Annotated in this window: 20 protein-coding genes, 1 tRNA gene and 1 riboswitch; of the genes, 13 read left to right on the top strand and 8 right to left on the bottom strand. The window is 36.8% G+C overall.

Going from position 1 to position 22,561, the window contains the following annotated elements:
• Nucleotides 1-2 precede the first annotated feature (2 nt).
• On the top strand, nt 3-1,364 hold the full coding sequence (locus H4J52_RS00545) for a formimidoylglutamate deiminase (protein ID WP_220460058.1): 1,362 nt from the start codon (nt 3-5) through the stop codon (nt 1,362-1,364).
• Nucleotides 1,365-1,451: 87 nt separating this feature from the next.
• On the opposite strand, the gene H4J52_RS00550 is transcribed toward H4J52_RS00545, so the two are convergent.
• Nucleotides 1,452-1,808: a hypothetical protein gene (locus H4J52_RS00550; RefSeq protein WP_182224073.1), complete on the bottom strand. Its 357-nt coding sequence runs from the start codon at nt 1,806-1,808 to the stop codon at nt 1,452-1,454.
• 134 nt (nt 1,809-1,942) lie between these two features.
• Here H4J52_RS00550 and ccoG point away from each other — a divergent pair, with 134 nt between their 5' ends.
• From ccoG to H4J52_RS00565, 3 genes are read left to right on the top strand one after another with little or no spacing between them, the layout of a single operon-like run.
• A complete protein-coding gene (gene ccoG, locus H4J52_RS00555) occupies nt 1,943-3,376 on the top strand; it encodes a cytochrome c oxidase accessory protein CcoG (RefSeq protein WP_182223458.1) in 1,434 nt (477 codons plus the stop codon).
• Nucleotides 3,376-4,353, top strand: coding sequence for a serine/threonine protein kinase (locus H4J52_RS00560; RefSeq protein WP_182180478.1), 978 nt, complete (start codon nt 3,376-3,378; stop codon nt 4,351-4,353). The genes ccoG and H4J52_RS00560 overlap by 1 nt, the downstream gene beginning before the upstream one ends.
• Nucleotides 4,354-4,400: 47 nt before the next feature.
• Nucleotides 4,401-5,033, top strand: coding sequence for a thiol:disulfide interchange protein DsbA/DsbL (locus H4J52_RS00565; RefSeq protein ID WP_182180480.1), 633 nt, complete (start codon nt 4,401-4,403; stop codon nt 5,031-5,033).
• Between the two features lie 41 nt (nt 5,034-5,074).
• Here H4J52_RS00565 and H4J52_RS00570 read toward each other — a convergent pair whose 3' ends face one another.
• The 3 genes from H4J52_RS00570 to H4J52_RS00580 are packed head-to-tail and all read right to left on the bottom strand — an operon-like array spanning nt 5,075 to nt 8,540.
• A complete protein-coding gene (locus H4J52_RS00570) occupies nt 5,075-5,731 on the bottom strand; it encodes a TVP38/TMEM64 family protein (RefSeq protein WP_182224074.1) in 657 nt (218 codons plus the stop codon).
• The gene (locus H4J52_RS00575; RefSeq protein WP_182180483.1) at nt 5,732-7,843 is read right to left on the bottom strand and encodes an SHOCT domain-containing protein; all 2,112 of its coding nucleotides are present in this window, start codon (nt 7,841-7,843) and stop codon (nt 5,732-5,734) included.
• A 46-nt stretch (nt 7,844-7,889) separates the two neighbouring features.
• Nucleotides 7,890-8,540, bottom strand: a complete 651-nt coding sequence (locus H4J52_RS00580) for a single-stranded DNA-binding protein (protein WP_182180486.1) — start codon at nt 8,538-8,540, stop codon at nt 7,890-7,892.
• Between the two features lie 118 nt (nt 8,541-8,658).
• A riboswitch (TPP riboswitch) is annotated at nt 8,659-8,777 on the top strand.
• A gap of 89 nt (nt 8,778-8,866) precedes the next feature.
• Between H4J52_RS00580 and H4J52_RS00585 the strand changes: the two genes are divergently transcribed.
• From H4J52_RS00585 to H4J52_RS00600, 4 genes are all read left to right on the top strand, one after another.
• Entirely contained in the window at nt 8,867-11,017 is a 2,151-nt protein-coding gene (locus tag H4J52_RS00585; RefSeq protein ID WP_182180488.1) for a TonB-dependent receptor, read from the top strand.
• 293 nt (nt 11,018-11,310) lie between these two features.
• Entirely contained in the window at nt 11,311-11,577 is a 267-nt protein-coding gene (locus H4J52_RS00590) for a hypothetical protein (RefSeq protein WP_182180763.1), read from the top strand.
• On the top strand, nt 11,577-12,248 hold the full coding sequence (gene pnuC / locus H4J52_RS00595) for a nicotinamide riboside transporter PnuC (protein ID WP_182180761.1): 672 nt from the start codon (nt 11,577-11,579) through the stop codon (nt 12,246-12,248). Before H4J52_RS00590 ends, pnuC begins: the two co-directional genes overlap by 1 nt.
• Nucleotides 12,249-12,264: 16 nt before the next feature.
• Nucleotides 12,265-13,209, top strand: a complete 945-nt coding sequence (locus H4J52_RS00600; protein WP_182224075.1) for a phosphotransferase — start codon at nt 12,265-12,267, stop codon at nt 13,207-13,209.
• On the opposite strand, the gene H4J52_RS00605 is transcribed toward H4J52_RS00600, so the two are convergent.
• Both H4J52_RS00605 and H4J52_RS00610 read right to left on the bottom strand, forming a co-directional pair.
• Nucleotides 13,198-13,692 (bottom strand): hypothetical protein, encoded by a 495-nt coding sequence (locus tag H4J52_RS00605; RefSeq protein WP_182180757.1) that lies wholly within the window; start codon nt 13,690-13,692, stop codon nt 13,198-13,200. The two genes, H4J52_RS00600 and H4J52_RS00605, sit on opposite strands and share 12 nt — an antisense overlap.
• A gap of 195 nt (nt 13,693-13,887) precedes the next feature.
• Nucleotides 13,888-14,121: an NTP transferase domain-containing protein gene (locus H4J52_RS00610; protein ID WP_182180755.1), complete on the bottom strand. Its 234-nt coding sequence runs from the start codon at nt 14,119-14,121 to the stop codon at nt 13,888-13,890.
• Between the two features lie 200 nt (nt 14,122-14,321).
• On the opposite strand from H4J52_RS00610, the gene H4J52_RS19760 reads away from it, so the two are divergent.
• Nucleotides 14,322-19,232: an RHS repeat domain-containing protein gene (locus tag H4J52_RS19760; RefSeq protein WP_182224076.1), complete on the top strand. Its 4,911-nt coding sequence runs from the start codon at nt 14,322-14,324 to the stop codon at nt 19,230-19,232.
• Between the two features lies 1 nt (nt 19,233).
• Complete coding sequence (locus tag H4J52_RS00620) at nt 19,234-19,461, top strand: hypothetical protein (protein ID WP_182224077.1); 228 nt, start codon at nt 19,234-19,236, stop codon at nt 19,459-19,461.
• 132 nt (nt 19,462-19,593) lie between these two features.
• Here the strand turns inward: H4J52_RS00620 and H4J52_RS00625 are convergent, their stop codons facing one another.
• Nucleotides 19,594-19,911 (bottom strand): DUF6957 family protein, encoded by a 318-nt coding sequence (locus tag H4J52_RS00625; RefSeq protein ID WP_182224078.1) that lies wholly within the window; start codon nt 19,909-19,911, stop codon nt 19,594-19,596.
• A gap of 245 nt (nt 19,912-20,156) precedes the next feature.
• Here H4J52_RS00625 and H4J52_RS00630 point away from each other — a divergent pair, with 245 nt between their 5' ends.
• The 3 genes from H4J52_RS00630 to H4J52_RS00640 all read left to right on the top strand — a co-directional run bounded on the left by H4J52_RS00630 (nt 20,157) and on the right by H4J52_RS00640 (nt 22,386).
• Nucleotides 20,157-20,429 carry a hypothetical protein gene (locus tag H4J52_RS00630; protein ID WP_182180733.1) on the top strand — a complete coding sequence of 91 codons (273 nt, stop codon included), beginning with the start codon at nt 20,157-20,159 and terminating at the stop codon, nt 20,427-20,429.
• Complete coding sequence (locus H4J52_RS00635; RefSeq protein ID WP_182180731.1) at nt 20,413-20,898, top strand: hypothetical protein; 486 nt, start codon at nt 20,413-20,415, stop codon at nt 20,896-20,898. Before H4J52_RS00630 ends, H4J52_RS00635 begins: the two co-directional genes overlap by 17 nt.
• A 345-nt stretch (nt 20,899-21,243) precedes the next feature.
• Nucleotides 21,244-22,386 carry a lipopolysaccharide assembly protein LapB gene (locus tag H4J52_RS00640; RefSeq protein ID WP_182223465.1) on the top strand — a complete coding sequence of 381 codons (1,143 nt, stop codon included), beginning with the start codon at nt 21,244-21,246 and terminating at the stop codon, nt 22,384-22,386.
• 15 nt (nt 22,387-22,401) lie between these two features.
• On the opposite strand, the gene H4J52_RS00645 is transcribed toward H4J52_RS00640, so the two are convergent.
• A tRNA-Arg gene (locus tag H4J52_RS00645) sits at nt 22,402-22,478 on the bottom strand.
• Between the last annotated feature and the right edge of the window lie 83 nt (nt 22,479-22,561).

Here is a 22,561-nt window from a genome sequence, read left to right on the forward strand (position 1 = left end):
TGATGAAGTTATTTGCAGAACGTATTTTACTCAGCAGCGGTTGGAAAACACAACAAACACTGACAATAGAAAACGGTGTGATCACGGCAATCGCATCGGGGTATATTGATGGCGCTGAAAAAGTAGGCGTTGTTATTCCCGGTATGGTTAATTGTCATTCTCATGCCTTTCAGCGCGCCTTTGCCGGTTTCAGTGAGCAGGGCAGCGAAGGTCAAGATAGTTTTTGGACATGGCGTCACGTTATGTACAAATTTATTGACCAATTAACCGTAAATGATGCCGAAATAATTGCCACCCAGCTCTATATTGAAATGCTTAAAATGGGATATACCCGAGTAGCCGAGTTTCATTATTTACATCATCAAATCAATGGCGATAACCACGACGAACTTGCAGAAATGGCAAAAGCTATTTTTAAGGCCAGTCAACAATCGGGTATTGGCTTAACGTTATTACCTGTACTTTATCGGTTTAGTGGCTTTGGTCCATTACCTGCAAACGATGGACAAAAACGTTTTATTAATTCAGTTGAACAATTCAATCAACTGGTCAGTGATTGCTTTACTTTAAGTGCCAAATATCAAAACACCAATATTGGTATTGCACCACACTCGTTAAGAGCGGTTGATAAGCCTTCGTTAGAACAAGCGGTAAAACATGTACGAGATTTAGACAATAAAGCTCCTGTGCACATTCATATTGCTGAGCAACAAAAAGAAGTAGACGACTGTTTAGCACATTATGGTCAACGTCCTGTGGAATGGTTATTAAATAATGCAGCATTAGATCAACAATGGTGCTTAATTCATGCCACGCATATCAACGAACAAGAGCGCCAAGGTCTTATTGTCAGCAAAGCTATTGCTGGGATTTGCCCAACCACTGAAGCAAATTTGGGGGATGGTATTTTTCCAACCACTGAGTTTTTAGCTGAACAAGGCACCTTAGCGATAGGATCTGATAGCCATATTTCAGTTAATCCTGTGGAAGAATTGCGTTGGCTAGAATATGCTCAACGATTAATTAAACAGCAACGTGCCATTTTGGCAACAGAAAATGAACCTTCAGTGGGTCGTAATTTATGGCAAAAAGCAGCGTTAGGCGGCGCGCAAAGTACCAACAGTAATACGGGGGAATTGGCAGTAGGGAAACAAGCTGACTTGCTGGTACTTAACGCAAAGAAAGTGGCTTTATTTGCCCATCATGACCAACATCTATTAGATAGTATGATCTTTGCGAGCCAGCAGAACATGGTTCACGACGTAATGGTGAATGGCCACTGGGTAATTAAAGCGGGAGCACATCACTTAGAGCAACAATCAGAACAAGCATTTTCTAAGTTGTTAGCAAGCCTTTCTACTTAGTACATATAGCGCTATTGAGAATCGACATTTTTTTTAGTTTCTCGGTAACGCTGTTTTCCCGTCAATAAATGATAATTGTTTATCGGTTTATAGCAGCGAACTATAACGCGAAATAGTTCGGCAAACTTTCTTTTGATTTTCATGATGAAAATGAGGGCTTTGCTGATTAGCGTTACAGTAGTCGATAAAAAATGCTTTTACTGACTTTCTATCGGCAGTTATTTTTTTAAAAAAAACCTGTTCTTCACTGCTAAAGCTAGCCAGTTCGCTTTTTAAATCGGTATAAATCTTATCTGCTTTTAATCTCACCCTCGTATCGGTAGCTTCTGAAAATTTATCGACAATCATTGTTTTTTGTTCTGTAAACCAGTCTTCTAGCTCTGGTTGCGGATAAAAATGTAAAAATAAGGCAGTTGCAACGATTAAGATCAATAAATTTTTCATAAATTTTCATATAATTGAATGGTTATATAAGAATAATCAATTTTTGGCTTATTCACTAATTTTAATTATTTTATAACGTATTAGTCGCTAAATATCGTTATAATCTCGGTGCTCTCGTATATCAAGGATTTATCGTGAAATCAGAAGACAAGAACAAAAAACCATCGGTACAAATTCCCGTTAAAAACATTCAGATACATCAACCGAATAAGGTAGAAACCTACCAGCCACGTGACCAAATTTATGTGCGTAAGGTTAGTGGTGTCTTTCAATTACTTAGGCAAAGAATGAACTTTGTTTTTTTAGCCCTTTTTGCGTTACTGCCTTGGCTACAATATAACGATCATCAAGCCATTTTATTTGATATTTCAGAGCAACGTTTTACCTTATGGGGCTTAACGTTATGGCCGCAAGACTTAACACTGCTCGCTTGGCTTTGTATTCTTAGTGCTTTTTTATTGTTTTTCATCACTACCTTTTTAGGGCGTGTCTGGTGTGGGTACTTATGTCCTCAGACCGTTTGGACCTTTATTTTTATCTGGTTTGAAGAAAAAATTGAAGGCACCGCTAATCAACGTAAAAAACTCGATAGCCGTGAGCTTGATTTTGACAAATTCTGGCGCAAAGCATTGAAGCACACCTGCTGGCTATTTTTCTCTCTGTTAACCGCACTGACCTTTGCGGGTTATTTTGCACCAGTAGATGAAGTTTTTATTGATTTTTTCACTTTTCAGGCCTCGTTTACTTTAGCCGCGGTTGTGTGGTTTTTTACCTTTTGTACCTATGGAAATGCTGGCTGGATGCGAGAAATTATGTGTTTACATATGTGTCCTTATGCGCGTTTTCAATCAGCGATGTTTGACAAAGATACCTTAACAGTTTCATATGACTTTAATCGTGGTGAAGACCGTGGCGCGCGCTCTCGCAAGATAGACCATGCATCGTTAGACATCGGTGATTGTATTGATTGCAACCTTTGTGTGCAGGTTTGTCCAACAGGTATAGATATTCGTAACGGCTTACAGTATGAATGTATTAACTGTGGCGCGTGTATCGATGCCTGTGACGATGTTATGGACAAAATGAACTACCCGAAAGGGCTAATACGTTACACCACTGAACATGAATTACAAGGCAAAAAAGTTCACTTTATCCGCTCAAAATTAGTAGGATATGCAATTGTTTTAACAGTGATGACTAGCTTACTTGTTTTAGAAATTGTTAATAGAGTCCCTGTTACCATGGATATTATTCGTGACAGAAATGAGTTAGCTAAAGAAAAATTTAACGGTGATATAGAAAATGTTTACACCTTAAAAATATTAAACAAATCGCAAACTGACAACGTTTATCGCTTGTCAGTAAAAGGTATTGCAAATACTAAATGGCATGGCGAAAAAGAAGTTATGGTAAAAGCTGCGGGTGTCTATACCTTGCCGATGAGCCTTTCTGTTGACCCTTATGAATTAAAAGAGTACATGACCGATATTTCATTTGTTATTGAACTGGTTTCAGAGGAAGATGACGTTTCTCTTGAACATGAAAGTAGGTTTTTTAATAAACGCTAATGTCTGTATTTGATTTTACTACACTGTCACCCAACTTAATTTTAGATGGCCTAGAAAGCACAGGCCTCTTTGTTGATAGTGGCTTGCTTGCCTTAAATAGTTATGAAAATCGTGTGTATCAATTTCATGATGATGATAAAAAAAAATATGTTACTAAATTTTATCGGCCACAACGCTGGACCGAAGCTGAACTAAGAGAAGAACATAGTTTTGCTTTTGAATTAGCCAAGCAAGAATTACCGCTAGTTGCGCCATTAAAGATTGGTGGAGAGTCACTTTTCTCTTATGAAGGCTTCAATTTTGCTATCTACCCTTGTCGTGGTGGTCGTATATTTGAAGTGGACAATTTAGATCAGCTTGAATGGATGGGACGATTTTTAGGACGCATTCATGCTGTCGCGGCAACAAAACGTTTTAAGCATCGCCCAACTTTTAATAAGCAAGAAATGCTTTTTCAGGCAACAGATATCATAAAAGATTCTGGTTTCGTCCCCCATTACTTGAGCAAAGCTTTTTTTACTATTTTAGAGCAAGTTGTTGATATAGCCGCCGAGCAATATCAACCCAGTAACGAAATACGTTTGCATGGTGATTGTCATGCAGGTAATATTTTATGGACAGACAATGGCCCACACTTTGTCGATCTAGATGATTGTCGCATGGGGCCAGCGATTCAAGACTTATGGATGATGCTTTCTGGCGATCGTCAACAGCGATTGTTACAGCTTGATACAATGCTATCTGGGTACGAAGAGTTTTATTCATTTGAACCCAAGCAACTTATTTTGATAGAATCATTACGTACCATGCGAGTTGTTAATTATATGGCCTGGTTATGTAAGCGTTGGCAAGATCCAGCGTTCCCACATAACTTTCCATGGTTTAATACGGATAAATATTGGGAACAGCAAATTCTGATGCTTAAAGAGCAAGTGTCTGCGCTTCAACAGCCCCCATTAAGTTTATTACCTGCATAATTATTAGTAATAAAAAGTGCAAAATTTATCATAGAGGAAAAAATTAAATGAAAAAGTTATTAAGTTTATTTGTTATGCTCTTGTTGCCATTAATGGCTTCTGCAGCAAATTATCAAGAAGGTACACACTATACCGTTGTTAGCGAACAAGTAACGAAAAAACCTGAAGTGCGTGAATTCTTTTCATTTTATTGCCCACATTGTTTTCGTTTTGAACCTTTTATGGCTGGCGTAAAAAAACAATTACCAACAGGGGTTAACTTTGAATTTAATCATGTTGATTTCTTACGTGGCGCTTCTCCAGTGATGCAACAAATGTTAAGTAAAGCGTTGGTAGTTGCTGAAGAGCTAGGTATGGAAAGAAAGTTAATGGGCGCACTTTTTAATTATATTCATGTACAACGTGCGGTTTTTACCTCTGAAAAAGATATTCGTAATGTGTTTGTATTAAATGGCGCTGACGGCGAAAAATTTGATAAATTAATGAAAAGCTTTGGTGTTAACAGCAAAGTTAAACAAATGAAGAAAAAACAAGACTATTATGCGAAGAGTGGTGGGTTAACTGGCGTTCCTACGGTTATTGTTAATGGTCGTTATAAAATTGATAATGCCAGTTTAGACAAAAAAAATCTTGAAGCCGACTACAATAACTTAGTTAAGTATTTACTTACCCTTGATTAACTCATCGGTATTCGTGTGATAATAAGGAGCTAAATAGCTCCTTATTTTTGGGCAGTGTTTTCTTTCTTATAGAGTAAATAGCCAAAAATTAACGCAACAACGAGTAAGCATAAACTCAGCAGTATTTGTTGATTTTCCCCTATTTTAATCCCCGCACCAAGTAATGAAAATATAAACATTTGTGGAATAAATCCAACGCAAGTCCCTGTAACATAAGGGATAAAATTTATATTGGCAATACCTGCTAGTATGTTAGTTAGAAAGTTAGAACCCGCTGGAAGTAAACGAATAATTAATGCTTTGCTAAAAGTGTGAGTTGAGAAGAAAACAGATACGCGGTTTAGTTTTTCAGGGTAGGTGTCTAGCACTCTCTGTCTAAAAAAAGTTTTTGCGACCAATAATGTTAATATACAACCGAGCGTTGCCGCTAAAGTAGCGACTAGCGCACCATAAAAGATACCCAATATATAGCCACAAGAAAAGGCTGCAACTTGCCTAGGTAAACCTATGCTGGTGAGTAATGCTAATACAATTAATAGGGTCAGTATCCCTAGTGGCCCTTGAGGAATTAATTGATCAATGAGGGGTTGAAGGTTGTCACTTTGCAGTGCATCTAAAGAAAAAAGCACACTTAAAAGAATGGCAATACTTACCAATGTTGTGATCAAAAATAGTGTTTTAGTGTGTCTGTTTAGCATTTATTTATTATCTGTGATGTCTGATAAAATTTTAGCTTTAGCTAAACTAAACTCTTCTTCATTGAGAAAGCCTTTTTGTTTTAAGTCGGCAAGCTTATCTAAAGTATTAATTAATTCAGAGTCATGGAGAGTAATATTGTGTAGTTCTTCTGCTGATTTATTTTCTGTAACCGATTTTATTTCTTTGCTAATAACGTGAGGTTGCTCTACTTTTACTGATGCCTTAATTTGGGGGGGCTCAAATACAGCCGCTTTTATTTTACGCTTTTGTGTCGCCTGCGGGTTTAATTGTTTAGCGATAAACCAACTCCAATCAATCAATGACTCTAAAGTGTCAAAGTATTTAGCCTTAGTTAAACGCTGGTTGCCTTTTCGTAAGTACAAACAGATGACATATTCTTTAGTGTTTATATCTGTCAGGTAAAGTTGAACTTCTCGGATTTCATCATTAAGAAGTTTATGTCGATTAGCTTTAGTGAAATTGAGGTGTAATTGGTTTTCTCGTTGTTCGTTGTAGCCGTAGTCATCATCTTTATTGATGATACTGACAATATTACCATTAATAGAAATTTCACTCTTAACAATGTCAGCAATAGCTAGTTGGCTACCGACTTCAGACTGATGACGTTTGTAAAATAATAGGGTCGTTTGCGAGCTATCTAATTCAAACCGAGCAAACTGACTGCTTAATTTCGCTTTTACAGCATTGCTTTTCGGTCGTAATCGATAAAATATTACGGCTACTACTGAGATAAATAATATTAATAAGAGATTGCCGTAAGCATTACTGTTTACTGTGTCTGCTTGCTCATCATGCTCTTCTTGTTCACCTCTGGCCTCAATATTACTGTCTTTATCTATTACCAATGTACTCGGTTGAATGGCTAATAATCGCTTGTTGGCATAATCTAGCAGTAAAGGTTCGCCGGCATGATCTAAGAGCAGTGAAACTTTATTTGCTGGGGAAAGCTCATCTTTGTTAAAAGATACAATAGTTTGTCCCAAAAATTCTTTCTTAACCTCACCATTTTTTATCGCGGTACTAAATTGAGCAAGTTGCCAGTTCTTTGCATTATTAGCAAGGTATAAAATATTACCGACAGCATTTTTTAGCGATCTGCCATAATATGGAAAAATACTTTCATTGCGCCATTGGCTAGACTTAAGTGTAAAAACGAGTTTCTTTTGATCAGAATCTCGCCAATCAGCCCCTTTTTCTGCAACAGCGACTTGGTGAACACCCTCGTAGGTGTGTTCTATGAGCAATGCGCCATAATGTTGTTTCGACCACGAAAAAGAATTGATATTTTGAGCCCCTAAAATAAAAATCTCATTGTTAATACTGTTTATTTTCATGAAAGGGTTACTGCTTGGCGTTCTATAACTCTTGAGACCAAATCTTGCAGGGTTAATACGTAAAACAACACCAGAATATAACGTGCTTGTATTAGCATTCGATTGTTTTTGTACACTGTCTGATAGGGCAATATGTATTAAGCCGTAGTCTTCGTGCCATACTTTATTATAAGGATTGAACGCCATTTTCTGGATATGATGGGTATTGCTAGGAACCGCAATTCTGATGACTTCTCTGCGTTGCTCTTTATCTATACGATCAGGGGCTGAACTATCGTATTGCCATTGGGTGACCACCGCGTCAAATGGCAATGTTACTGGATCCTCTAATAGAGTTAAGCGTGCAACATTATTATTTTTTTTATTGGGTTCAATATGAGCTGTAAAAAAGGTTTGGTAACCGGGTTTATCTGCTAACGAAAAGCTTGGATGTAAGGTAAAAGCGGTTAACTTTACTTGTGCCAGGTTATTTTGGTCGCTTAAGGGTAAGCGAGATAAAGAAAGTAGTTTGGCACCGCTGAGTAAAGATAACTCACCTTTTTCATCTGCAAGTAAGTATTGATTTTTCTCTTTTCTTTTAAGGGGCAATGGAATTAATGTTATTTTATTTTTCGTACTAAGTGTGGGTAATTTTGCTAAAATCTCAAGGCTATATTCTTCTGCAACGGTTGTTAATACATGTAATAAACAGTAAATAACGAGTACCGTTGAAAGTGCAGGCTTAACTATCTTTTTTATATAATAAAGAATTTTCATATCTCGTCAACAATCCCATATTTATAAAAATTATAGTGAAAGAATGTTAATGTTTCAATAAAACGACTTGGTGGGAATCAATAAACTGTGATTTTTTACTATCGTTAAGGTAGCTTAATCGTCCATCAACCACTAGCTGGTCACCGAGTTCAGCTTTATCTTTAATATAATGCGCTTGCTTACCCCAAATATGCACTGAACGTTCGATAGAGATATTTTGGGTTTGCTGAGTAATAGGGGAATACACTAAATTATTTACCGTTAAGTTGAGCGCAACTAATTCTTTATTATTCTCGGTAAGTACTAAATTAATTTCACTGCTAATTTCCCCACTCATATGCACTTGGTTAATTGATTGTGCGTAACCTTTCGCGAATGTTTGTGCATAAGTGGCGTGTAATATCTCACGATTAGCTTTTTTACTATTGAGTAAATAGCCTTGCACTAAAATAATATCGCCTTTTTGTGAGTGACATAGCGAACGATCAACAATATCGCCAATCACTTTAACTGTATGGTAACTCGTCCATTCTTTAAATTGATTGCTGGCTTTGTCAAACCATTTACTATGAGTCGCCAAGACGAGTTCAGCTACGGCAACTACAGGGTTTGCTTGATAACGAATGTCAGGTTTAGCAACTAAATTACCTAATAAAGTTATTGAACATAAATGATTTTGGCTTAGATGATTTGTCATGGCAATTTAATAAAAAAAACTATAATGCTAATTTACTGAAAATCATCATATTAAGCAAATACATGGTCATGAATAATGACAATTTCCTGTACATTGGTGAGAAAATTGTTAGTATGCCGAACAAACCAAGGGGTGCAATAAAAAGCTGTTGTTAATAGGCTTTTGTATTGCTGAGAATTTTTACCCTTAATACCTGAAACGGATAATGCCGGCGTAGGAATGGTTAATACTTTAAATACTTGTCGTAAACACTTAATGTAAGTGCTTACTTGCGTTGTATTTTTGTATTGCTCTCTTTTGCTTGCATGCCACAAAAAGAGCGCTGTATGAACCTAATAAAATCTCCTTTAGCCATTGCCTTAGCACTTTCCCTAAACTTACCTGTTGCTTATGCAACTGATGACACAGACGTACTCGAAAAAATCATGGTAAAGGGTGATTATCGCGAAATCAATGTTCAAAATACGCCTTCGTCTTTATCTATTTTGACTCAAGAGGACATCGCACTTCGTAATGCCCAAAATTTAGAAGAACTTGTTGGCGGAATTGCTAATGTCAATTATTCAAGTGGCTCTCAACGCGCCCGCTACTATCAAATTAGGGGTATTGGCGAGCGTAGCCAATTTCAAGAACCTATTAATGCTTCGGTCGGTTTAGTTGTTGACGATATTGATTTCTCAGGCATAGGCAGTATTGCTTCTACGTTTGATATTGCGCAAGTAGAATTGTTTCGTGGCCCACAAGGCACCCGGTTTGGCGCCACAGCGTTAGCTGGTTTGGTTTATATGTCGACTAATGCGCCAAGCGATGAGTTTGAATCAGCCATACGCTTTAGTGCAGGTAACTATAATAGTGTTGGCGCAGGGCTTGTACTTTCTGGTCCTGCCAGTGAAAAAGTAAATTACCGCTTTTCAGCGGAGCAATATAAAAGTGACGGCTTTATTGAAAATACTTATCTAGGAAAAGACGATACCAATAATCGTGATGAAACATCTTTACGTGGCAAGTTAGCGATTACAGCAAGTGAACATTTAACGATTGATTTAGCTGTGCTGTACTTTGACTTTGACAATGGTTACGACGCGTTTTCACTCGACAACAACAGAACATCTTTTTCAAACCAGCCTGGTTTTGATCAGCAAGAAACTATAGCAATGAGTGCAAAATTTACCTATTCAGGCATTAAAGGGTTTAATGTGGTGTCTACTCTTAGTCATGCAAATTCGGACTTAGCCTATGGTTATGATGAAGATTGGGCTTATGGTGAATATGAATGGATCGCTGATGATTGGGACAACGGTATTTATAATCCTGATCCTTGTATTACACCAACGGGTTGTTTAGCTGAAGTGGATGGTTATTCTTCAACAGATCATTACCTACGTGACAAAAAGAACAGTACCGCTGAACTTCGCTTTGTTTCTCAACCTGATGCTAATATTTTTGCGAATACAACTTCGTGGGTTGCCGGTATTTACGTCAAAAAAGAAGAAGAAGACCTGCAGCGCCAATACACTTATTTAGCCAGTGACTTTTCATCAAGCTATACCGCTGACACTTTTGCTGTTTTTACACAATTTGACACGCAGTTAAATGAAAAATTTAGACTAACTACCGGTTTACGCATTGAACGTCGTAGCAGTGACTATAATAATTCCGACGCGATTGATAACTCGCCTGACGATAATATGGTCGGTGGTAAAGTTGTACTCTCTTACCAAGTTGATGAAAGTTCTATGATGTATGCTTCAGCTAACCGTGGTTACAAAGCTGGTAGCGTTAATTCAAGCGGTACATTATCTGAAGACCTACGTAGCTTTGAGCCTGAATATTTGTGGAATTATGAGCTAGGCTATAAGGCAAACTTTTTTGATGATAGTGCTTATGTACGTGCCGCTGTTTTTTATATGGACAGAGACGATATTCAAATAAGCAGTTACCACCTTAAAGAACGCCAAGATGGTAGTTCAGAGTTTATTAGTTACTGGGACAATGCCGCGCAAGGTTATAACCAAGGTATTGAAATTGAAGCCGCCTGGAATGTTACAGACAACCTAGAGATATATGGTGGCTTAGGTTTACTTGATACTGAATTTAGTGGCTATGTTTATAAAAATGGTGATAGAGAAACAGGTCGCGATCAAGCACATGCGCCAAACCATCAATTTAACTTTGGATTGAACTACTTTATTAATGACCAATGGCAATTCAACTTAGCTGTCGATGGTAAAGACGAGTTTTATTTTTCTGACAGTCATGATGAAAAATCTAATTCGGTGGCATTGTTACAGGGATCAATTCGTTATTTAGCACAAAATTGGCAAGTGAAATTATGGGCGCGTAATATGCTTGATAAAGAATACCAAACGCGTGGTTTTTACTTTGGTAATGACCCACGCGATGGTTATGCCAATAAAGCTTATTATCAGTTTGGTGAACCCGCGGTATTTGGTTTAACGTTTGATTATAACTTTTAGAGCTAAGCGCTCCTCAGCTAATACGCGGTCATCCTAAATTGATATGCCACCATGTTGAAGTAACATGCCGTCATGCTGAATTTATTTCAGTATCTGTATTCGAGACTTAAAGTCATGAGATCCTGAAACAAGTTCAGGATGACGGGTTTCTGGTTCAGGATGACGGGTTTTTTGCTTAGGATGATGAGGTTCTCATTTAGAGTGACGGGATTATCGTTCAGGGTGACGTTTTTTGTTTAGAATCACGCAGTTTTTGTTCACTGTAAAAAAGTGGCATACCATTAGGAAATAATATGAAAATATCGATAGAAATTAGTTTGTATCCACTAGCAGAAGAACAGTTTAAAACTGAGATTTGGGCATTTATAAAGCGTCTACGTAATGTCGATGGTTTGAATGTGGTCACTAATGGTATGAGCACACAAGTTTTTGGTGATTACGATTTAGCGACTCGCCATGTTATGGCAGAAATTAAACATGTTCATCAAACTTTAAATGCAGCGGTGTTCGTTTGTAAATTTATTGGTGGTGATCGTTCAGAAGTAGAAGCTGAAAGCTAATGATTGATTCGCTACAAAGCACTCTTAATTATTTTTATGGTTTACCCTTGTGGGAACTCTTAGCGGTTATTTCTGCTTTGTTTTATGTCGTACTTGCCGCAAAAGAAAATAGTTGGTGCTGGCCTGCAGCGCTAGTCAGTACGGTAATTTATACCGTTATTTTTTATGATGTCTATTTATGGATGGATGCGGTACTTCAGGTTTATTATCTCGTAATGGCTATTTTTGGATGGTATTGCTGGCGTAAAATTTCGCCGTCTGCCAATCCTGGCGTTAACCGCAATGCACATTCATCGACGCTTGAGATTCAAAGCTGGCCATTAATTTTTCACACTAAAATTATATTATTACTAACAGCTTGTGCTTTGGCTATTGGTTGGTTAATGGACAACTACACACCAACAGATTTTCCTTATCTAGATTCTGCTACTACAGTTTTTGCTGTGTTCGCCACGTATTTAGTCACTAAGAAAGTATTAGAAAATTGGCTCTACTGGATAGTGATTGATCTTGTCTCTATTTATCTTTACATCGAAAAAGACTTACAACCAACGGTTGTGTTATTTTGTTTATATGTGGTCATTGCGATTGTGGGTTATGTGATGTGGTTGGGTAAATACCAAAAAAATAATCATCAATCAAATGGTAATATTGCGTCTGCGACAGAATAGTTAGGTGACAACGTTAATGAATCAAAGCATTGACAATATTTCTCAAGAAATTAAAGCTTTACCTTGTTTTGCCAAGGGCCAGTATAAAATTACGCCGTTGGCTGGCGGTGAAAGTCATGAGTGCTTTAGCGTTATTTCTACTGTAAATTCTATTGAAACAGATTATTTTGTTAAATCGCTCGCTGACCATAAAGAAACCGCCATGGCTGAAATTGCGAGTAACTTGCTGGCAGCCGAAGCTGATTTGGCACCGGCAATAATTTATCATTCACCCTTATGGTTGGTATGTCAGTTTATCGTGGGCGATTCACTCGCTCATTACTTTGCTGAAAACGTTACCCGTTTACCCATCAACAAAATTATCATTGCGATGAACTTGATGGCCAAAACACATCAATTAAAATTGCCCCTAAATCATCCAATATTAGCGATTGAACCACTAATGTTAAGACAAACCATCAACAAAGCAATCACGCCATCTCAGCGGACTGTTTTGAATAAAATTATCGTCAAGATAACGCCATCTCAATCAAAAAATAATCGCTTGGTGCTATGTCATGGTGATGTAAATGATGAAAACATTCGCTTAAGCGACTCGTTTAACCCTGAAAGTCCGCTGGATCATACATGGCTAGTCGATTTTGAATGTAGTTGTTTAGCTGAAGCTGAATACGATATTGCGATGTTTATTGCGATTAATGGGTTAATGCTGACTGATGTTGATATTGCTATTCAAAGCTATCAGCAATGCGCTGATGTTGTTATCGATAAAGAAAAAGTAGTTGCCTATCTCGCTTGTTGTTATTTGATCAATGGTTTGTGGTATATAGAGGCAATGATTAACAGTAATCATTGCCAAATTTTCATCGTAAAGGCTCGCCAACAATTTGTACTTTTTGACCAATTAGCATTAACTCAAGAGAAGGTTGTACCTTTACTTAATCAGCTTTTAGCTAACTAGCGTAGCAAAGGCTTTTTCTTGATGAAGGTTAACTATGTTCTTTTCAACTAAAGCTGTATCTTCAGGAAAGGTTAAGCCAAACCAGTTATCTGTCGAGGTTAGCAGCTTAACTTTTTTGTTCTCTTGCGCTATTTGTTGCATAACAACGGCTGTTAAGTAGCATTCAAAACGATTAACATTTGCAGTCGTACTCTCTTTGTTGTTGTCAGTGACAGCTTTACTAATATAAACCTCTATCGCTGAAAATATATCTGTGGTAAAACGCCAACAATTCATTGATGTTAGACTGTTTGGCTGAAGTTCACTTCTTGTACTTAAATGATTAAATTGGCCGGTAATTTTTTGTTCATCATCACTCACAACACGCTTAATGTCATGACATTCATCAATACTTAATAGTAAATTATGAGAGTCAAACTGGCAAAATCCACGATTAACACCACCAAATTCAGAAAGGGTTTTGTCTAATTGAAAAGCCACCATTAAATAAGGCTCAGGAAAATCAGTGCTTTTTGTTAGGAGTAATTTAAAAGCCTTTTTTCCATAGTAATCATCAGCATTGATTACTGCAAAATTACTGTTAATACTCTTACGACAACACCAAATTGCATGCGCAGTCCCGAGGGGGTTTTCTCTATTTTCAGGAAGAGAAATTCCTGCAGGTAAATCACTTAAGTTTTACTCAATAAATTCTATTTCTATTTTACCAACAAGCCGGGGCAATACCTGTTGAGAAAATAAAGCACGTAAATCTGCCCGAATAATAAAAATAACTTTTGTAAATCCTGCGTCTACCGCATGACAAATATTGCACTCCATTAAAGTCAAATTGGCGGCACTAAACCCGGCTAACTGTTTGTTGCCACCAAAGCGCGAGCCTAAGCCTGCAGCTAAAATAACCAATGTTGTCATTAACTAATACCCATTTAACTTAACTGACGACTATGGGCTAACTTACTATTAAAAATACTTAATGGCTAATCCCTTGAGGCTAACGGTGGGTAAGTGTTGTCTGTTTTGACTTATGATCTTATTTGACGAAAATAAAATGTTAAACTAATGTTAATAAAAAGTATCATTTGTTTTTAATCACGTATAAAGGGACTTTTAAAATGTGTAAAATATTTGAATTGATCATCATTGCAAGTTCACTGCTCGCGAGTGTTGAAGCTCTATCTGCAGAAGTAATAAAAAAAGTAGATATAAACACACAAAAAAAAGAAGTCATAACTAAATCATCAGGTACCACTTTAGACAATCAACATGTCAATCTTATTCCTGATACAGGCGAAGGTGATTCATCACCTTCGTCAAATGAATTTATCCAGTTTGGTTTAAATGCAAAAGATTCCATTACTCCAGAAACAACAGGTTTATTGGGGGAGCAGATAGACTTAAATACTGGTGCGCTTAGTTTCACTTATACAGACGTATCTCTTCCTGGTAATAACAACATTCCTGTTTCAATTTCCCGTCAATTTAAAGATAGCGCTTTTAGTTTTTGGGCAAAAGGTGGTTTTGGTGATTGGGCATTAGATATTCCACACATTCGTACTAAGGTCATTATTGGCCATAAAATGCTAGGAACTTGGGGTCGAGGACAAGAATGTAGTGGTGAACCAGAGGTAACGCAAATGGTTGCGAGTGGTGGCGTTTTTCTTGGCTCTGAATATTTTGATGGTGAGCATTTACATGTTCCAGGCATGGTTTCTGAGCAGTTACTGTATGTAGGTGGAACTCATCCGAAAAAAACAAAATCTAATTGGCGAGTTACTTGTGCACCTAATACGCTTGGTGTGGGAGAGATGTATATTGTGCAGTCACCAAATGGGTTAACTTATACGTTTAACGTAAAAGTGATAGAGACTGATCGCATTTTAACAAATGGCTCAGGAAGTATCGGTGTTAAAAATATATATCTGTATGTTAGCAAAATTCAAGATAGGTTTAATAATACGGTTAATTATCATTATGGTAATGTTCAAGCTGGGCCTAATACTTATAAAGTACTTAATCAAATATCATCGAGTGACGGCCGTCTTATTACTTTACGTTATGATTTAGCCTCGCCTAATAATCGACTAATTACCAGTGTTAATGCTAATGGGCGTCAGTGGTTTTATAGCTATCAAGGTGGAGATGTAAAAACGTTGGCCTCAGTAAGAAGGCCTGATAATAGTGAATGGCGTTTCAATTTTTCTGCATTTAATCATTACAAAAGGCTAGAAACCCGATGTAGCATTCCATCTCGATACCCTCAAACTGTTTCGATCACTCATCCTAATGGTGTTAAGGGCACGTTCACTGTTGAGGCAAGATTACGGGGCAAGACGAAGGTTCATAAACTGTATAACGCATATAAAAATATTTATTATACAAAAAAGTGCCATCAATCAATGGCATTGACTACCAAAACAATTTCAGGACCGGGTTTACCCATATCAAATTGGTCTTATAGTTACTCTGAAAACTTAGGTTATTATGCAAATGAGGCTTCTTCAGGCTCAAACTTCAGAATTTCTTCTCCTTATCCTGCTGATTATATTAACAATATAGATTATAAGAGAACGACAGTATTAGCACCGGATGGTTCGAAAACTATGTACTACCACAATAGAGATTACACGAGTGTGCTTGATGGTAAGCTTGTGGTCACTGAATATTATGATACCAACGCAACGAACTTATTAAAACGAGTGGTTAATACGTATCAGCAAGGACCCTTTGTAGGTGATAGTTTAGTTGAGAATGTTAATGTTGCGCCTATCACTTATAGAGCACTGATGACGAAAAAAACAATTGAGCTACATCAAGGCAGTGTAAACAAAAGATATTATAAAGTTTTTTCTGAGCACAATGATTATGGCGTTGCTAGAAAGACCTATGAATACAATAATTTTAATAACAATAAGCGCTATACAAAACAAGGCTATTACCATGACACAACGAACTACTTATTAAACTTACCCACCACAACCTACGTGAGTAGTGATAATAATTATGTAGGGAATGAATTGGTTTCACAGCAAACCTATCACTCGGCAAGTGGGGGATATAAATCAAAGCCATATCATAGCTATCGCTTGGGTCGCTGGGTTAAACGTAATGAAAGTTATCACACCAGTGGTACAAACGCGGGCCTACCTAAACTCACCCGTTTAAATGCAAGTAATCGTTGGTCTGAAGCGAGCGATTATTATCGTGGTATCCCTCGTACAATCAGAACACCTCAAAGCACTTCAACCACAAGCCAATACGGCTATAGAACCGTTGATAGCAATGGCTGGATAAAGCAAACAACAGACTTTAATGGTAATGTCATCAACTATGGTCATGATAACTTAGGGCGTAAAACGCTTATAAACCCTGCAAGTGCTCAATGGAACAATACAACTATTTCTTATAATAGTGCTCATGGAAGTGAAGAATCTTCATTTGTGCATAATGGTATGCTGATAAAAACGACTACTAAGGGCAACTTTGAAAGTAAAGTCTATTATAATGGTCTGCTTCGCCCAGTACTGACAAAAGTACGTGATAAACGTGATTCATCAACCATTGTTTACACAAGAAATACTTACAACGCCTATGGGAAAAAAACATTCCAATCTCAACCCAAAAGATCTATAACAACAACATATGGCACTAATATAACCTACGATGGTTTAGGGAGAATAACCAAGTCAGTAAATAATGCACTTGGTGGTAACGGTGTTCGTTATAGCTATGCACCCAATAGTAAAGTGTCGGTGACAGATAATCGTAATTTGCTCACCACCACAACTTATAAAGCCTACGGTAGCCCAAGTCAGCAAGAGCCCATTAGTATTGTGACCCCCAATAATCTTGCGAACACTATTATGACTTACAGTTTATATGGGAACCTTAAAAGTATCACCCAAGGAGGAATTTCCGAGCATAGAGTTTACGACTATTATCACAACTTATGTAAAACAGTTAGACCTGACATAGGTAATACGGCTGTTAGTATTGATGCAGTCGGTAACACTGTGTGGTCAGCTCAAGGAAACTCAGTTTCAAGCAGTTTAACAGCTTGTGACACTTCGGTTTCAATAGGTGAAAAAACAACGTATAGCTACAATAATTTGGGAGCATTAAGTCTGGTCAGTTTTGGTGACTCAACGGCAAATAAAGCATACTTTTATGATAAGAACGGTAATTTGAAATCATTGAGTTTTAATGGTGCAACACATAATTATAACTACAATGATTTGAATTTGATGACATCAGAGTCATTAGTTTTTGATGGCTATATATGGACACTAACCCATCAATATAATGCTGAGGCTAACAAAAATAGTATCACTTACCCGAGTGGAAGAACTATTTATTATTCTCCTAACGCATTAGGTCAAGCGCAGTCGGTAGGGAGTTATGCCAGTAACATTGATTATTTTGAAAACGGGCAATTAAAGAATATGACCCATGGCAATAGTTGTTTAACAATACAAACTTTAAAAAGTTTTGGTGTACCTAATATTCAGCGTACTTCATGTGGTGGTAGCTCTCTTGTTAATAACCAATATAGCTATGATGGAAACTTCAATATTACGCGCTGGAACGATCTACAGAACACCTCACATGATTTAAAGTTTACCTATGATGCGCTAGATCGTTTAGATACTACGAAGAAATATGTTATATCATCTGGTGGTTCAGAGACACAATTTCAAGCTGAATCAGTCCCGGCAACCAGCATTGCTATTGGGGGGGATTATCCACCTCCTACACCACCTTATCCTGGTCCTGGACCAGTAGGTTCATGGAACGTTATTGGTGATATGAACTACGATAATATGGGCAATATTACTACGTTTAGGTTTGGCGGTTCCTATATTAACTATTACTACGGGAGTGATAAAAAATTGTCCAGCACCTCTGGCTCTGTCAACTATAATATGGCTTATGATAGTAGAGGCAATGTGACCAGTAATGGTAATAAATCGTTTAGTTATAATTTAGCAAATCAAATGACCTATGGTAATGGGAACAGCTATCGATATGATGGCCATAATCGCCGGGTTAAAGCAATAGATAGCACTGGCACGCGTTATTCTTTTTATACATCATCGGGGCAACTTGTTTTTGAGAATATTAATGGTGTATCACAAGAGAATTACTATTTAGGGAGTCAACTCGTCGCACAACAAAAAGCCAGTGTAGTTACTTATATTCACCGTGACTTGCTAGGCAGTACAGCGGCGAAATCAAATAGTTTAGGCAACATGGTTTCACAACATCGCTATAAGCCTTTTGGCCAAGACTGGGGTGGGACAAAAAATGAAATTGGTTATACAGGGCATAAGTTTGATACTGACTTAGGGTTAAGTTATATGCAGGCACGATACTATGATCCAGTCATAGGTCGTTTCTACTCGAATGATCCGGTTGGGTATACAGCTAAGAACCCTGTAATGTCGTTTAATCGTTATATGTATGTTAATAATAATCCTTATAAGTATACTGACCCTAATGGTGAATTTATTTGGCATGTACTTGGTGCTGCTATTGCTGGTGGGATAAACGCTGTTGCTCAAGGTTACAGTAAAGGTTTTGATAATATTGATTACACACAAGTTGGAGTTGCTGCCGTAATCGGAGCAACAGGGGTTGGTTTAGCTGAATCAATAGGTACTAGTGTGGCTCAAGCTGGTTTTACAGGCGGAAGTGCTATTGTTGCAAATATAGCAGGTAATTCCGTTGCTGGTTCTGCGTTAGGCGCAGGAAGTACGTTATTAAATGCAGGAATAGATGGCATGCAAGGGGACACCGATGGAACATTTACTGCTAGTCAATTAGGGAGCAATATGGGAGATGGTGCTTTTTTTGGAGCATTAGGTGCTGCTGGAGGTGAAGGTCTCAAATCATTAGTTAAGGGAGCAAAGGGAGCATTTGGCGAAACAAACAAAGTAAACGGCTTAGGTAAAAGTATCGTTGAAGGCGCTGCTGATTTAATGGGTAATGCTGCTGACGCTAAAAACACTCTAATGGAGGATAAATAATTTGAACAAAAAAACTTTAGATATATTTCTTTATTCGAAAATATTTACGCTATTAGTAATTTTTGCTTTCTTTGGTTTATGGATTATTGATGAACTCTTAGGGGTGTATAATTGGGATCTAAGCTTTTTAAATGTACTCGAATTGACTGTGAAATCTTGCGTATTTGTTTTAGCCGTATTTATACCAGTAGACGCTATAGTTTATTTTAGAAAGAAAAAACAAAAATAAAAGGGGTTGGTGACACTTGAGATATATACTCATTTGACCTTCGAACTTATTTGAACCCAAAGCCCCTTGAAATGCCATCAAATGGTTACATCACAAGGGGCTTTATTTTTGGCTGCTTTTGAAGCCAAATTCTTAATGGACTTTTAGTTTCGTTGATGGGCGAATAGCAATTATTTGCTCAGGGTTAAAACCTTGGCGTAATAACTCAAATTCTTCCATCATAATTTTTGTTCGTTTACCATTTCCGATAATTTGGTAAAGACTGCCTGATTCAGTTTTTATGAGCTGAGTGTCAAAGTTGATGTCTATGATCATAGACGAGCAAACATAATCACCCTTCAAAAATCGGCAACTCATATCGTCAATTACGATGCCATAAAGTACTTTTCCAATCGGCTTTTTATTTTCAATGATTGTAACGATAACCCAATCCTTAACAACTGTATTCATGTTATCGGCCCAATCAAAAATAAGTCATTATTTTAATAAATCGAGGTGATGCTTTCCAATAACTTTGGTTGTGAGTTTAAGTTGGTTTTACAAAAAAATGTTCTTTCACATAATTGTGTGTAGCTGTCATAATTAAGGTTCTGAAACTTCATAACCAATTAATTTATAATAAATTAATTGGTTATTTAAGATTTAATTAATTTTACGTTGGTCCAATATGATTGGAATGAATTGGTCCAATTATATTGGTATTTCTGTACCTCTTATTACAAGGTTCTACCAAAATAACTAGAATCTCCAATAGGTTATTTAAAGAGGAAGCTGAAAAAAGGGATGAATATGTTGATGAAGCTGGAAATACTGTTCAAAACGGTATCAACCTAGGTCACTTACCTCCAACAAGTCAGGCAGACTTGGTTGCAAAAGGTGGACAAACATTTTTTGAATGGCTGTTTGGTGATGATGACGATGATGATAATAACGATAATCAGGAACAAAGAAATGAAGAAGAACAATAAAGTCTTTCATGCACTCTTAATAATGTTTATTGCAATAACAATTTCATTGTTTATTGTTATTTATAAATCAGAACTTAATATTGCTCTTGCGAGGTTTACTAATGGAGCTACAGTAACTTTAAGTAAAAGTTCTTTTAAAATCATTGAATCAGGGTATTTAGAAAGTCAGTCAAGTGATACCCAAGCAATATTAATCATAAAGCTTAATGATTACAAAAAAATATTTATACACTCTTTAAGCACTAAAGAACAAAAAGAAAACGCAAAGATGCTTTTAAATAACTCTAAAGACCAATTTGATAATTCGAGGTGTAAGTTTGGTGTTAATGATAAAGCAAATGTAAGAAAGAATATTCATACTTTAGCTTGGGTTGATATAGAACAGTCCTTACTTTATATGACTTTTGATGTTCTCTTACCGAGAGAATTAAATCAACTTAAAAGTAAATGCCAACTTCTCATTAATTAAAAAGTATAGAGTTGAGCTCTTTAGAATCCAAAGCCCCTTCCTAAGTGAACCTATATAGTCATTTAGGAAGGGGCTTTATTTTTGGCTGTTTTTGAAGCCAAAGGGAAATGAAAATCAGCCTCGCACTTGCGAGGCTTTTTATTGGTTTTAATTTGAGAGGACTGAAATATTTCTCCTAAATACCATTTTCATCTGATACTTAATCAGCAAAACATTAAAGGCTTATTCGCATCTTAGCTTTAATAAAATAGCAGACTGATAAGCTACCTTTACTGACAAGAATACACTTATAGTATACTTTGATGGAGATAAAGTCTGTCAAACGAATGGAGCAAAGGAATTGTTATGTTAAAACTCACCGCTATTATTTTATTTATCTCGTTAGTAAGTGCTTGTTCTAACGCTATCATTGACCCTAAAGCAAAGATTGATATTCCGCTGAATAACAGTTTATTCACGTTTACGGAGGCGGTCATAAGTGAACAAGATATTTTCGCACTTTCCAAGGAACAAGAAGCTGATTTTTTTGAAGAGTATGAAAAGCTTAAAAAGGAAGGGCTTGAGTCGCATGTTGCTTTAGCGACTTATCTGCAACGCTTTAAAAATAACTTTACCTTTTACGGTGAAACCAATATTGCTCAAAAGTCTTTAAGTGAAAAACAAGGGAATTGCTTAAGCTTATCTATTCTGACAACGGCTTTAACTCGACTAGTGGGGTTGAAAACCTCTTATCGTGAAGTGACTTCGGCGCCTATTTTCCAAAAAAACAATCAGTTTTTATCATCGTCTTCACATGTGCAAACTATTATCTATGATCCTAGCTTTGTTCCAGAAAAAGGTCTGATATATCTGACTAAACCAGGCATCGTGATTGATTATTTCCCAGTGAAAAACAGTGAAAAAGGACCAGAATTCTCCTTTAATAAATTTTTGTCTATGTACTATCGAAATATTGCTGGCGATGCCCTTATACATAACAAACCAGATTTAGCTTTTGCCTATGGAAAAGAGGCGTTGAGAATTTTACCGTCTAGCGTTGAAGCCCTTAACTTTATGGCTTTATTGCATAAAACTGAAAATGATAAGTTAACCTCTGAAAAATTATATCAATTAGGTATATCTTTGGATGAAAAAAACATTCCTATAATACGTAATTATATGATTTTATTGTTAACGGAAAATAGAATGGCGGAAGTCGATTTTTATCAAAAAAAATTGAATACTTTGGACAACCCAAATCCATATGTTTGGCTCGAACAAGCCTATAAATCACATAAAGATAGTGAACAAGCTGAAATTTATTTCAAAAAAGCCTTAAAAAATGCGCCTTATCTAAAAGAAGCTTACATAGGTTTAGCTAAAATATACTTTAAAAGAAGTGAGATGAAATTGGCTAAAAAGATGTTGGAAAATGCGTTGAAGTGGAGCTACAAAAAAGAAGAACAACAGTTATATAAAATGAAACTATCTATTTTAAGTGCTGCTTGATACTTGAATAAAAAGTGGTCCACCCGACAGGATTTGAACCTGTGACCTCACGCTTCGGAGGCGTGAACTCTATCCAGCTGAGCTACGGGTGGTTTGCTGTTCTAAACGCGGCAAATACTATAATTAATCGTGAAAATTGTCTAGCTTTGTCGTCTTTATTTTCAGTTGATGTGCG

Source organism: Colwellia sp. MB02u-14 (assembly GCF_014076915.1).
Taxonomy (GTDB): domain Bacteria; phylum Pseudomonadota; class Gammaproteobacteria; order Enterobacterales; family Alteromonadaceae; genus Colwellia_A.

Coding starts and splice junctions, on each gene's coding strand:
- pnuC (WP_182180761.1), top strand. CDS start 11,577: ATGATTGATTCGCTACAAAGCACTCTTAATTATTTTTATGGTTTACCC.
- H4J52_RS00635 (WP_182180731.1), top strand. CDS start 20,413: ATGAAGAAGAACAATAAAGTCTTTCATGCACTCTTAATAATGTTTATT.
- H4J52_RS00545 (WP_220460058.1), top strand. CDS start 3: ATGAAGTTATTTGCAGAACGTATTTTACTCAGCAGCGGTTGGAAAACA.
- H4J52_RS00640 (WP_182223465.1), top strand. CDS start 21,244: ATGTTAAAACTCACCGCTATTATTTTATTTATCTCGTTAGTAAGTGCT.
- H4J52_RS19760 (WP_182224076.1), top strand. CDS start 14,322: ATGTGTAAAATATTTGAATTGATCATCATTGCAAGTTCACTGCTCGCG.
- H4J52_RS00605 (WP_182180757.1), bottom strand. CDS start 13,692: ATGGTGGCTTTTCAATTAGACAAAACCCTTTCTGAATTTGGTGGTGTT.
- H4J52_RS00580 (WP_182180486.1), bottom strand. CDS start 8,540: ATGACAAATCATCTAAGCCAAAATCATTTATGTTCAATAACTTTATTA.
- H4J52_RS00565 (WP_182180480.1), top strand. CDS start 4,401: ATGAAAAAGTTATTAAGTTTATTTGTTATGCTCTTGTTGCCATTAATG.
- H4J52_RS00600 (WP_182224075.1), top strand. CDS start 12,265: ATGAATCAAAGCATTGACAATATTTCTCAAGAAATTAAAGCTTTACCT.
- H4J52_RS00550 (WP_182224073.1), bottom strand. CDS start 1,808: ATGAAAAATTTATTGATCTTAATCGTTGCAACTGCCTTATTTTTACAT.
- H4J52_RS00590 (WP_182180763.1), top strand. CDS start 11,311: ATGAAAATATCGATAGAAATTAGTTTGTATCCACTAGCAGAAGAACAG.
- H4J52_RS00625 (WP_182224078.1), bottom strand. CDS start 19,911: ATGAATACAGTTGTTAAGGATTGGGTTATCGTTACAATCATTGAAAAT.
- H4J52_RS00610 (WP_182180755.1), bottom strand. CDS start 14,121: ATGACAACATTGGTTATTTTAGCTGCAGGCTTAGGCTCGCGCTTTGGT.
- H4J52_RS00560 (WP_182180478.1), top strand. CDS start 3,376: ATGTCTGTATTTGATTTTACTACACTGTCACCCAACTTAATTTTAGAT.
- H4J52_RS00575 (WP_182180483.1), bottom strand. CDS start 7,843: ATGAAAATTCTTTATTATATAAAAAAGATAGTTAAGCCTGCACTTTCA.
- H4J52_RS00570 (WP_182224074.1), bottom strand. CDS start 5,731: ATGCTAAACAGACACACTAAAACACTATTTTTGATCACAACATTGGTA.
- H4J52_RS00585 (WP_182180488.1), top strand. CDS start 8,867: ATGAACCTAATAAAATCTCCTTTAGCCATTGCCTTAGCACTTTCCCTA.